We start from the raw sequence: 11,648 nt of genomic DNA, 5'->3' as shown, positions 1-11,648 counted from the left end.
AAAAGGCCCCGGAAAAACCGGGGCCTTTTGCTTCATGCCTGAGCGGGAATACGCTTGGGCGAGCCTATGCGGACATCGAGCCCGCATCGATCCGGCATTACGCCAGCATCGAGCGCAGCATCCACGCGGTCTTTTCGTGCGTTTGCATGCGTTGCGTCAGCAGGTCGGCGGTCGGCTCGTCATTGGCGGCTTCCGTCGACGGGAAAATCGCGCGTGCGGTACGCACCACGGCTTCCTGACCTTCCACCAGCTGGCGAATCATTTCTTCCGCAGCCGGCACACCGTCCGCTTCCGGAATCGACGACAGCTTCGCGAAATCCCTGTAGCTGCCCGGCGCATGCACGCCCAGCGCGCGGATACGTTCGGCGATCGAATCGACCGCGAGTGCCAGCTCGTTGTACTGTGTCTCGAACATCAAATGCAGTGTGTTGAACATCGGACCCGTCACGTTCCAGTGGAAGTTGTGAGTCTTCAGGTACAGCGTGTAGGTGTCGGCGAGTAGTCGCGACAGACCTTCTGCAATCTTCTTGCGATCCTTGTCGCTGATACCGATATTGACGTGCTGTACGGCTTCTTTCTTGGCCATGATGAACCCTTTGAAGAGTGATACGAACCGGTCGGCAGAGTGACGATGTGCGGTAGCAAACCCGGCATATCGAACGCTCGACAGTTTAGCCTAGAACGCCGCTGCGTTCGTGTGACGCGTGACCGCCTGCCGCACTCGGGAGCCCGGCTCGATCACGCGCCGAGCGCGTGTTGCAGGGCTTGCGCAACGATCACCACGAACCCGCTCGAGACGACCACGAATCCCGCTGCCTTGCGCAACATCCATGCTTGCTGCTGTCGCGCGCCGCGTGCGGCAAGCGAGCCGCCAATGGTGGACTTCATCATCTGGATCATGATCGTGCTTCCTCGATTCGTATCATTTCCGGCGGGACACTGATGCGCCCCGCCCTGCCGCATGACTTCCTGAACACTTCAGCTGCTTACTTCTTGCCGCCTTCAGCAAGGTCGGCCAGCGCGGCGATCACACCTTCCGCATAGGCCGGATCGGCACGGCGGAAATGTTCGATCTGACGCGCGACGATTTCTTGCGGCACACCGTTGATATGGCGCGCGATGTTGCCGAACAGACGCTGACGTTGCGCCGCATCGAAGAGCGCAAACAACATGCCCGGCTGCGTGTAGTAGTCCCCGTCCTGGCGATGGTCGTAACGATCGACCGTCCCCGCTGCGAGCGGCGGCTCCGACGCGTTGCTGTCCTGCGCGAAGTCGCTGAAACGGTTCGGCTCGTAGTTCACGTTGCGACCCAGATTGCCGTCCGTGCGCATCGCACCGTCGCGATGGAACGAATGCGGGCTCGGCACACGCGGCGCATTCACCGGAATCTGATGGTGATTGATGCCGAGGCGGTAGCGCTGCGTGTCGCCATACGAGAACAAACGGCCTTGCAACAGACGGTCCGGCGAAAAGCCAATCCCGGGCACGGCATTGGCCGGCGAGAACGCTGCCTGCTCCACGTCCGCGAAGTAGTTCGCCGCGTTGCGATTCAACTCAATCGTGCCGACGTCGATCAACGGGTAATCCTTCTGCGACCACACCTTCGTGACATCGAACGGATTGAAGCGATAGGCCGCGGCTTCCGCTTCCGGCATCACCTGAATCGCAAAACGCCATTTCGGGAAGTTGCCTGCGTCGATATTCGTGAGCAGATCATGCTGCGCGCTTTCACGGTTCTGGGCCACCACTTGCGCCGCTTCGGCATCGGTAAAGTTCTCAATGCCTTGCATCGACTTGAAGTGGAACTTCACCCAGAAGCGTTCGTTGTTCGCGTTGATGAACGAATACGTGTGCGAACCGAAGCCGTGCATCTGGCGGTAGTTCTGCGGAATCCCGCGATCGCTCATCAGAATGGTGACCTGATGCAACGACTCCGGATGACGCGACCAGAAATCCCATGCTGCGATATTGCTGCGCATGTTGGTGTACGGGTCACGCTTTTGCGTGTGGATGAAGTCAGGAAACTTCAGCGGATCGCGAATGAAGAACACCGGCGTGTTGTTGCCGACCACGTCCCAGTTGCCTTCTTCCGTGTAGAACTTGATCGAGAAACCGCGCACGTCGCGTTCCGCGTCGGCAGCGCCGCGTTCGCCGGCTACCGTCGAAAAGCGCATGAAGAGCGGCGTGTCCTTGCCGACCTGCGCGAATACTTTCGCCTTGGTGTAGCGCGAGATGTCGTGCGTGACCTTCAGTGTGCCGAATGCGCCCGAACCCTTGGCGTGAACGCGGCGTTCCGGAATCACTTCGCGGTCGAAGTGTGCGAGTTTTTCGAGCAGCCAGACGTCTTGCAGAACGACCGGACCGCGCGCGCCGGCGGTCATCGAATTCTGATTGTCGGCGACGGGTGCGCCGGCTGCATTGGTGAGTTTATTTTCGGACATGCATGACTCCAGTGAGGCTTTTATCGAAAACCGAATGCGGGGATAGGTGCGGCGCGCTGATGCTTACGGCTTATGCGGACAAAGCCCGATCGACCAGCAGAGACAGTGCGGCCGTGCGCAGGACGCGCACCGAGGCGGCAAAGCTACCGGTGGCAGCGCGTGCGGCTTGAACAGCGACGGCTTGGACTGGCTGGGAGTTCGTTTGCGTCATGATTTCCTCCGGGGCTGAACGGATCGGGCAATCCATGGAGGCGACTATAACAAAACTATTGAATAATAGTATTTGATTAATCTAATCTATTCGATAGGGGTCGTGTCTTTCGACCCTGAGGAGATTGTCCCGCCAGGCCGCTGCATGACAGCGACTTGGCGGAATTGTGTGAGGAATAGCCGCAACGGCCGTGAGGGCCGCGCGGAGTGCCTGATCAGTTGACGGCGACCGGCAGATCGAGCTTTTTGACGCCTGTCAGATCGCAGGCGCTGATGGCATCGCTGATTGCTTCGATAGCCGGCATGCGCGTGAAGCTCTTGCGCCAGGCGAGCACGACGCGGCGATCGGGCGCCGGTTCGCCAAAGGCGACGTAGCTGAGCAGGCCCGCGTCGACACCGCCGGCGTGCGGCCTGACCTCACTCACCGACATGCGCGGCAGCACGGTAATCCCGACGCCACTCGCCACCATATGACGAATGGTTTCCAGCGACGAACCTTCGAAAGTCTTCTGGATACCGTCCGCATTCTGCGAGAAACGCATCAATTCAGGGCAAACGCCCAGCACATGGTCGCGGAAGCAGTGACCGCTGCCGAGCAGCAGCATGGTTTCCTGCTTGAGGTCCTCGGCGTCGATCTTCGCGCGGTTCTCCCACGCGTGACCGGACGGCAGCGCGACGACAAACGGTTCGTCGTAGAGCGGGCGCAGCATCAGGCCGGTCTCCGGGAACGGCAGCGCCATGATGGCGACGTCGATTTCGCCTTGTTTGAGCAGTTCGATCAGCTTGATCGTGTAATTTTCCTGCAGCATCAACGGCATCTGCGGGACGCGCTTGATCATCTGTTTGACGAGCGTAGGCAGCAGATAAGGCCCGATCGTATAGATCACGCCGAGGCGCAACGGCCCGACCAGCGGGTCTTTGCCCTGTTTCGCGATCTCCTTGATCGCGAGCGTTTGTTCGAGCACGCGCTGAGCTTGCGTGACGATCTGTTCGCCGATCGGCGTGACGCTGACTTCGCTGGTGCCGCGTTCGAAAATCTGGACGTTGAGTTCGTCTTCGAGCTTTTTGATGGCCACCGACAAGGTCGGCTGGCTGACGAAACACGCTTCGGCGGCCCGGCCGAAGTGCCGTTCCCGGGCGACCGCGACGATATATTTCAATTCGGTGAGCGTCATTAGGGGACCAATCAGTGCAATGAGTTCGATAGGTTCTAGTTATACACCTATAGGGTCGGTTCGCCAACCTTTTGGTCTTTTGCATGCTGGGTGGATAGTCGCGTCTGCTGTCAAGCACAGATCCTCAAGCCTTCAGATATTGCTCCCGAGCCCCGAGCCAGCGGGCGAGGTGCTGCATCACCACCTCGGGATACTTCTCGAGTAAAGCCGCTGCGGCCTCTCTGGCGGGCTCGATGAGCCATTGATCATTCTCGAGATCGGCAAATCTCAACATGGCGGCGCCCGACTGCCGGGCACCGAGAAATTCTCCCGGACCGCGAATCTCGAGGTCACGCCGGGCGATTTCGAATCCGTCGGTCGTTTCCCGCATGGTCTGCAAGCGCGCCCGGGCCGTCATCGACAGCGGTCCCGTATACAGCAACACGCAAACCGAAGCCGCACTGCCACGCCCCACCCGTCCGCGTAACTGGTGCAACTGCGCGAGACCAAACCGCTCGGCATGCTCGATCACCATCAGCGACGCGTTCGGCACGTCGACACCCACTTCGATCACCGTCGTCGCCACCAGCAACTGCACTTCGTTGCGCGTGAACGCATCCATGACCGCCGCCTTCTCCGCCGGCGCGAGCCGCCCGTGCACCAGCCCGACATTCAATTCGGGCAATGCGGCCACCAGCGTCTCGTAGGTTTCCACCGCGGTCTGCAACTGCAAGGTCTCGCTTTCCTCGATCAGCGGACACACCCAATACACCTGCCGCCCCGTCAACGCGGCCTCACGCACGCGGCCGATCACCTCTTCGCGCCGCGCGTCCGAGACCAGCTTGGTCAGAATCGGCGTGCGTCCCGGCGGCAATTCGTCGATGGTCGAGACATCGAGGTCCGCGTAATAGGTCATCGCCAGCGTGCGCGGAATCGGCGTCGCCGACATCATCAATTGATGCGGCTGGAAATCGCGCGCGCCGTCGGCGGCGTTGTGCGCCTTGGCGCGCAAAGCGAGACGCTGCGCCACCCCGAAGCGATGCTGTTCGTCGACGATCACCAACCCCAGCCGCGCGAACTCGACAGCGTCCTGAATGATCGCGTGCGTGCCGATCACGAGTTGCGCCGTACCGAGCGCCGCCGCTTCGATCGCGGCGCGCTTGTCCTTCGTCTTCAGACTGCCGGCGAGCCACGCGACGCTCACGCCCAGTGGCTCCAGCCAGCCGCGCAACTTGCGCGCGTGCTGTTCGGCGAGGATTTCGGTGGGCGCCATCAGCGCGGCCTGGTAGCCGGCGTCGATCGCTTGTGCGGCGGCCAGCGCGGCGACGATCGTCTTGCCGCTGCCGACGTCGCCCTGCAGCAGCCGCTGCATCGGATGAGGCTGCGTCAGATCGAGCGCGATCTCGCCGCCCACGCGCTCTTGCGCCGCCGTCAGCGAAAACGGCAACGCCTTCAGCAAACGCGCCACCAGCGCGGATTCATCGCCCAGCTTGCGGCGCGGCATGGCCGGCGCAGCACGCGTGCGACGCTCTTCGTGCGCGCGCTTGAGCGACATCTGCTGCGCCAGCAATTCCTCGAACTTGATCCGCACCCACGCCGGATGCGTGCCGTCGATCAGCGCGGTCTCGTCGGATTGCACGCCCGGATGATGCAGCGTGCGCACGGCGTCCATCAGCGTCGGCACGCCGAGCGGCTGCATATAAGCCTGCGCGATCGGCTCGGGCAGCAACTCCGGCAACGACGTGCGCGACAATGCGCTATCGATCGATTTTCGCAGATACGCCTGGGTCACGCCGGCGGTGCTCGGATACACCGGCGTCAGGGCCTGCGGCAGCGGCGTGTCTTCGTCGACCACCCGCACCGCCGGGTGCACCATCTCCATGCCGAAGAAGCCGCCGCGCACGTCGCCACGCACTCTCAGCCGCGCGCCGATCGCCATCTGCTTGACCTGGGAACCGTAGAAATTCAGAAATCGGAGGACGAGTTCGTCGCCGGCGTCGTCGTGCAGTTTCACCAGCAACTGACGGCGCGGACGATAGGCGATCTCGTTGTCGAACACCACGCCCTCGGTCTGCGCGATGCCGCCCGGCAGCAGATGCCCGATCGGCGTCAGCGAGGTCTCGTCTTCGTAGCGCATCGGCAGATGCAGGACCAGATCGATATCGCGCGTGAGGCCGAGTTTGGCGAGCTTGTCGACGGGCTTGGCGGCGGGCTTGGCGGCGAGTTTTGAGGCGGCCTTGGCAGCAGGCTTCCCAGTGGCCTTGCCCGCGGATTTGCCGGCGGGCTTGTCACCGAATGGGTCAACCATTTCATCTTCACGCGCGGCTTTGTCGCTCTGCGGCGCGACACCCGCGCCGAGGTCGTTCACGCCCGCCGCCGCTGCTGTGCCCCGCGAGACGCGGCGCTTCGGCTCGGTGCTCACTTCATCGGTAGCGGAGGGCAATCGGCGGTCGGACAAAGGCATGAGTTGCTTCGCAAGTACAATATCGGCTGTCAAAGGTGTCGCCGCCATACAGCGCGCGGGCTCGCGGGCCGCTCTGGCGTCCCGCAATCATAGCCGCCCGGCTCCGGCTTCGGCTCAATTCAGTCCCAATTCGCTTCCAGTCGTCCGCATGTTTACGCTTTCCGATTTCGATTTCGATCTGCCACCCGAACTGATCGCGCAAGTCGCGCTGCCAGAGCGCAGCGCCAGCCGTTTGCTCGAAGTGGCCAACCCAGCTGATGCCAGCGGCACCGCGCGCCTGATCGATCGCCGCTTTGCTGAGTTGCCCGAGTGCATCGCGCCCGGCGATCTGCTGGTCTTCAACGATACCAAAGTCCTGAAGGCACGCTTCCTCGGCCAGAAGGCCAGTGGCGGCAAGGTCGAAGTGCTGGTAGAGCGTCTGACCGGCGAACGCACCGCGCTCGCGCAGATTCGCGCCAGCAAGAGCCCGCAGCCGGGCACCGCGATCCGTCTCGCCGACGCGTTCGACGTGATGGTCGGCGAGCGCGTCGAGCCGTTCTACACGCTGCATTTCCCCGACGACTGCCTGACGCTGATCGAGCAATTCGGCCGCCTGCCGCTGCCGCCGTACATCGAGCACGATCCCGACACGACCGACGAAACCCGCTACCAGACCGTGTTCGCGCAGAACCCGGGCGCGGTGGCCGCGCCCACCGCCGGCCTGCACTTCGACGACGCGCTGCTCGCCCGACTCGACGCCCGCGGCGTAGAACGCGCGACGCTGACGCTGCACGTCGGCGCGGGCACGTTCCAGCCGGTGCGGGTCGAAAACCTCGCCGAGCACAAGATGCACAGCGAGTGGTATCACCTGCCGCAAGCGCTCGCCGACAAGGTCGCGGCAACGCACGCGCGCGGCAACCGCGTGATCGCGGTGGGCACGACGTCGATGCGCGCGCTCGAAGCCGCCGCGCGCGATGCCGAGGCCGCCGGACGCCCGCTCGCTGCGGCCAGTACGGAAACCGACATTTTCATCACGCCGGGCTATCGGTTCCGCGTGGTCGACCGGCTGGTGACCAATTTCCATTTGCCGAAGTCGACGTTGCTGATGCTGGTGTCGGCGTTCGCGGGCGTCGAGACGATTCGTGAAACGTACCGGCACGCGATCGAACAGCGTTACCGGTTCTTCAGTTATGGCGACGCGATGCTGCTGACGCGGCGCGATGCCTGATCCGTTCCATGTCGTGCGGCAATGTTCCGCGCGATAGCGTTGCGTGCGGGCAGCGCGCGCGGTAGTCTGCCGCGCCTTGCTGCGTCGATGTAGCGGCAGCCGTTGCTGCGTTCCTGCGCCCGCGCGCCGCGGCAGATCCATGCTGCGTCCTGAGTTTTTTTACCCGGCCGCCGTGGCCTGCCCGGCGCCGTTTCAACGTTGCGCCGGACTGTTTTCCGGTAGCACAGGAGTTATTTCATGACCGACGGTCATACCCACGATACCAGCGGTACCAGCACCACCTGCGCGAGCCACGGCGACAGTACCCCGTCGCGGCCCGACAACGGCCTCAAATTCGAACTGCTCGGCACCGACGGTCAAGCCCGGCGCGGTCGCGTCACGCTCAACCACGGCGTGGTCGAAACACCGATCTTCATGCCGGTCGGCACGTACGGCACCGTGAAAGCGGTTCAGCCGCGCGAACTCGAGGAAATGCACGCCCAGATCATCCTCGGCAACACCTTTCACCTGTGGCTGCGCCCGGGTCTGGAAACGATCGAAGCGCATGGCGGCCTGCACGGCTTCATGGGATGGAAAAAACCGATTCTGACGGACTCCGGCGGTTTTCAGGTCTTTTCGCTGGGTGATCTACGAAAAATCACCGAGGATGGCGTCACGTTCGCGTCACCGATCAACGGTGACAAACTCTTCCTGTCGCCGGAAGTGTCGATGCAGATCCAGAAGGTGCTGAACTCGGACATCGTCATGCAGTTCGACGAATGCACGCCGTACGCCACCAACAACGTGCCGACTTCACATCAGGAAGCGGCCGATTCGATGCGCATGTCAATGCGCTGGGCCACGCGCTCGATCGACGAATTCAATCGTCTCGGCAACCCGAATGCGCTCTTCGGCATCGTTCAGGGCGGCATGTTCGAAGACCTGCGCGACGAGTCGCTGGCGGGCCTCGCGGAGATGGATTTCCACGGTCTCGCGATTGGCGGCCTGTCGGTCGGCGAGCCGAAAGAAGACATGATGCGCGTGCTGAGCCATATCGGCCCGAAGCTGCCGGCCGACAAGCCGCACTACCTGATGGGCGTCGGCACACCCGAAGACCTCGTGGCGGGCGTGGCCGCCGGCGTCGACATGTTCGATTGCGTAATGCCGACCCGCAACGCGCGCAACGGCTGGCTTTTCACCCGTTTCGGCGACATCAAGATCCGCAACGCCGCGCACAAGAACTCGCTGCGACCGCTCGACGAGCAATGCGGCTGCTATACCTGCCGAAATTTCACCCGCGGCTACCTGCATCACTTGCATCGTGTAGGGGAAATCCTCGGCGCGCAGTTGAACACGATTCACAACCTGCATTACTACCTCGAATTGATGCAGGAAATGCGCGACGCGATCGACGCAAAACTGTTCGAGCCTTTCCGCAAGCGCTTCCACGAGAACCGCGCGCGCGGCATCGACTAGCCGGCGATCGGCAATCAGCTGACGAATTTGCCGGAAGAATCCGTCGGCTTGGCGCGGAAAACCTTACAATTAACTTTCGCGAATGGCGAAAAAGGCTTTAAACGGTTGATCGCAAAGCCGATTCGCCTCGCCGAGGCCTGTCAGGCCGGTGGTAGAATAACCGGCTGATTTTTTTGATCGTTTTGACTTATAACGGAGAGACCAACGTGTCGTTCATTTCCAATGCCTTCGCCCAAGGCACAGCAACAGGTGGCATTGAATCGAACCTGATGAGCTTCCTGCCGCTGATTCTGATGTTCGGCGTGCTGTACTTCATCATGATTCGCCCGCAAATGAAGCGCCAGAAGGAACATCGCAACATGCTCTCGGCCATGGCCAAGGGCGATGAAGTGGTGACGAACGGCGGCATCGTCGGCAAGGTGACCAAGGTGGGTGAAGCTTACGTCGGCGTCGAAATCTCGGAAGGCACGGAAATCACCGTGCAAAAAGCGTCGGTCACGACGATTCTCCCGAAGGGCACGATCAAGTCGCTGTAAGGCCTGCTCTCTCGCGTCCGGCGCGGCCTCGCCGGCGGTTCTCGCGGAACAACGCTGAACTGCCCGCGCTCATCGCCGGACGCATCGCTTCCAAGCCAACCTTCCCGTTGGACCACTCATGAATCGCTACCCCCTCTGGAAATATGCCGTGATGCTGGTGGCTCTGGTCATCGGCCTCGTGTACACGCTGCCCAATCTGTTCGGCGAAGCGCCGGCGGTGCAGGTGTCGAGCGGCAAGGCAACGGTCAAGCTCGACTCGACCACGCTGTCGGCGGTCGAAACAGCGCTCGCGGCCAATCAGATCAAGCCTGACGAAGTCACGTTCGACAACTCGTCGACCAACGCGAACATTCGCGTGCGGCTGCTCGACACCGACACGCAGCTGCGCGTGAAGGACCTGCTGCAGAAGTCGCTGAACAGCGACCCGAGCGACCCGCAGTACATCGTGGCGCTGAACCTGCAAAGCGCGTCGCCGCGCTGGCTGACCGCCCTGCATGCGCTGCCGATGTACCTCGGTCTGGATCTGCGCGGCGGTGTGCACTTCCTGCTGCAGGTCGACATGGCCGGCGCGCTGAACAAGAAGCTCGACTCCGATGCCTCGGACGCGCGCACCATGCTGCGTGACAACAACATCCGCGACGGCGGCGTGAATCGCGTCAACCAGACGGTGGTGATCAATTTCGCCGACCAGGCCACGGCGGACGCGGCGCTCAAACAACTGGGCCGCGGCATCAGCGAACTCCAGTGGGCCTCGCAGGCAGGCCCGGACGGCGGCGTGCAACTGGTCGGCACGTTCACGCCGGCGGTGCAGAAAGCCGTGCAGGACGCCGCGCTCAAGCAGAACATCACCACGCTGCATAACCGCGTGAACGAACTCGGCGTGGCCGAGCCGGTGATCCAGCAGCAAGGCTCCGACCGTATCGTCGTCGAACTGCCGGGTGTGCAGGACACGGCGAAGGCGAAAGACATCATCGGCCGTACGGCAACGCTCGAAGCGCGCCTCGCCGACCCGGTCAACACGCATCCGAATCCGTCCGATCCGGTGCCGCCGGGCGACGAGCTGTTCACCCAGGGCAACCAGACCCCGGTGCTGCTGCGCAAGCAGATCATCTTCACAGGTGACCGCATCATCGACGCGTCGGCAGGCTTCGACGAACATCAGCGTCCGTCGGTCAACATCCGCCTCGACTCGGCGGGTGGCCGCGCGGTGCGCAGCGTTTCGCGCGACAACATCGGCAAGCCGATGGCCATGGTGCTGTTCGAAAAGGGCAAGGGCGAAGTGCTGACGGTGGCGACCATCCAGTCGGAACTGGGTGACCGCTTCCAGATCACCGGCCAGGCCTCGCCGCAAGGCGCCGCCGACCTCGCGCTGCTGTTGCGCGCCGGTTCGCTGGCAGCGCCAATGGACATCATCGAAGAACGCACGATCGGCCCGAGCCTCGGCGCGGATAACATCAAGAAGGGCTTCCACTCGGTGGTGTGGGGCTTCGTGGCAATCGCCGTCTTCATGATCGCGTACTACATGCTGTTCGGCGTGATCTCGATGATCGGCCTGTCGGTCAACCTGTTGCTGCTGATCGCCGTGCTGTCCATGTTGCAAGCCACGCTCACCTTGCCGGGTATCGCGGCTATCGCGCTCGCGCTCGGTATGGCAATCGACGCGAACGTGCTGATCAATGAGCGCGTGCGCGAAGAACTGCGCCATGGCGCCCCGCCGCAACTGGCGATCCAGAACGGCTACGCGCATGCATGGGCGACGATTCTCGACTCGAACGTCACCACGCTGATCGCCGGTCTCGCGCTGCTTGCCTTCGGCTCCGGCCCGGTGCGCGGCTTCGCCATGGTCCACTGTATCGGCATCCTGACGTCGATGTTCTCGGCTGTGTTCTTCTCGCGCGGCATCGTCAATCTGTGGTACGGCGGCAAGAAGAAGCTCAAGTCGCTGGCGATCGGCCAGGTGTGGCGTCCGCAACCGGAAGGTATCGACGGCGCCGCCGCCTACCTCGGCAGCGAAGATGCTGCGACCGACACAGCCCGTGCCGTCGCCGCGGCAAGCGCCAAGCCCAAGGCCAAGGCCAAAGCTGGGGCCCAGGCGCGCGCCAAGCCGACCGTGCGCCGCCGCGACGCGTCCAATGCGTCGAACACGCCGCAGAAACCGGGTTCATCCCGCTGAACCCCGGA

General features: G+C 62.8%; 9 protein-coding genes. 4 read left to right on the top strand and 5 right to left on the bottom strand.

Annotated features, from left to right (window positions below; all coding sequences use genetic code 11):
* Window positions 1-97 precede the first annotated feature (97 nt).
* The 5 genes from PQR53_RS24750 to recG all read right to left on the bottom strand — a co-directional run bounded on the left by PQR53_RS24750 (window position 98) and on the right by recG (window position 6,269).
* Window positions 98-586 (bottom strand): Dps family protein, encoded by a 489-nt coding sequence (locus PQR53_RS24750; protein ID WP_408459733.1) that lies wholly within the window; start codon window positions 584-586, stop codon window positions 98-100.
* 152 nt (window positions 587-738) lie between these two features.
* Complete coding sequence (locus tag PQR53_RS24745; protein WP_408459730.1) at window positions 739-900, bottom strand: hypothetical protein; 162 nt, start codon at window positions 898-900, stop codon at window positions 739-741.
* 86 nt (window positions 901-986) lie between these two features.
* Window positions 987-2,441 (bottom strand): catalase, encoded by a 1,455-nt coding sequence (locus PQR53_RS24740; protein ID WP_408459727.1) that lies wholly within the window; start codon window positions 2,439-2,441, stop codon window positions 987-989.
* A 425-nt stretch (window positions 2,442-2,866) separates the two neighbouring features.
* On the bottom strand, window positions 2,867-3,826 hold the full coding sequence (locus tag PQR53_RS24735) for a hydrogen peroxide-inducible genes activator (RefSeq protein ID WP_408459724.1): 960 nt from the start codon (window positions 3,824-3,826) through the stop codon (window positions 2,867-2,869).
* Window positions 3,827-3,950: 124 nt separating this feature from the next.
* Window positions 3,951-6,269 (bottom strand): ATP-dependent DNA helicase RecG, encoded by a 2,319-nt coding sequence (recG, locus tag PQR53_RS24730; RefSeq protein ID WP_408459722.1) that lies wholly within the window; start codon window positions 6,267-6,269, stop codon window positions 3,951-3,953.
* 148 nt (window positions 6,270-6,417) lie between these two features.
* Here recG and queA point away from each other — a divergent pair, with 148 nt between their 5' ends.
* From queA to secD, 4 genes are all read left to right on the top strand, one after another.
* Entirely contained in the window at window positions 6,418-7,476 is a 1,059-nt protein-coding gene (queA, locus tag PQR53_RS24725; RefSeq protein WP_408459719.1) for a tRNA preQ1(34) S-adenosylmethionine ribosyltransferase-isomerase QueA, read from the top strand.
* Window positions 7,477-7,713: 237 nt separating this feature from the next.
* Window positions 7,714-8,931: a tRNA guanosine(34) transglycosylase Tgt gene (tgt, locus tag PQR53_RS24720; RefSeq protein WP_408459717.1), complete on the top strand. Its 1,218-nt coding sequence runs from the start codon at window positions 7,714-7,716 to the stop codon at window positions 8,929-8,931.
* 206 nt (window positions 8,932-9,137) lie between these two features.
* Window positions 9,138-9,467, top strand: coding sequence for a preprotein translocase subunit YajC (gene yajC, locus PQR53_RS24715; protein ID WP_035562406.1), 330 nt, complete (start codon window positions 9,138-9,140; stop codon window positions 9,465-9,467).
* A 118-nt stretch (window positions 9,468-9,585) separates the two neighbouring features.
* Window positions 9,586-11,640, top strand: coding sequence for a protein translocase subunit SecD (gene secD / locus PQR53_RS24710; protein ID WP_408459714.1), 2,055 nt, complete (start codon window positions 9,586-9,588; stop codon window positions 11,638-11,640).
* The last annotated feature ends 8 nt before the right edge of the window (window positions 11,641-11,648 follow it).

Origin of the sequence: Paraburkholderia fungorum, from assembly GCF_046027605.1 — a bacterium.
GTDB classification, from domain to species: domain Bacteria; phylum Pseudomonadota; class Gammaproteobacteria; order Burkholderiales; family Burkholderiaceae; genus Paraburkholderia; species Paraburkholderia fungorum_F.
The sequence above is the reverse complement of the archived record's forward strand: the minus strand, read 5'-3'. Positions and strand labels throughout refer to the sequence as shown.

Excerpts from the sequence above, each read along its gene's own strand:
- PQR53_RS24745 (WP_408459730.1), bottom strand. The coding sequence starts at position 900 with ATGATCCAGATGATGAAGTCCACCATTGGCGGCTCGCTTGCCGCACGC.
- queA (WP_408459719.1), top strand. The coding sequence starts at position 6,418 with ATGTTTACGCTTTCCGATTTCGATTTCGATCTGCCACCCGAACTGATC.
- PQR53_RS24735 (WP_408459724.1), bottom strand. The coding sequence starts at position 3,826 with ATGACGCTCACCGAATTGAAATATATCGTCGCGGTCGCCCGGGAACGG.
- PQR53_RS24750 (WP_408459733.1), bottom strand. The coding sequence starts at position 586 with ATGGCCAAGAAAGAAGCCGTACAGCACGTCAATATCGGTATCAGCGAC.
- PQR53_RS24740 (WP_408459727.1), bottom strand. The coding sequence starts at position 2,441 with ATGTCCGAAAATAAACTCACCAATGCAGCCGGCGCACCCGTCGCCGAC.
- tgt (WP_408459717.1), top strand. The coding sequence starts at position 7,714 with ATGACCGACGGTCATACCCACGATACCAGCGGTACCAGCACCACCTGC.
- secD (WP_408459714.1), top strand. The coding sequence starts at position 9,586 with ATGAATCGCTACCCCCTCTGGAAATATGCCGTGATGCTGGTGGCTCTG.
- recG (WP_408459722.1), bottom strand. The coding sequence starts at position 6,269 with ATGCCTTTGTCCGACCGCCGATTGCCCTCCGCTACCGATGAAGTGAGC.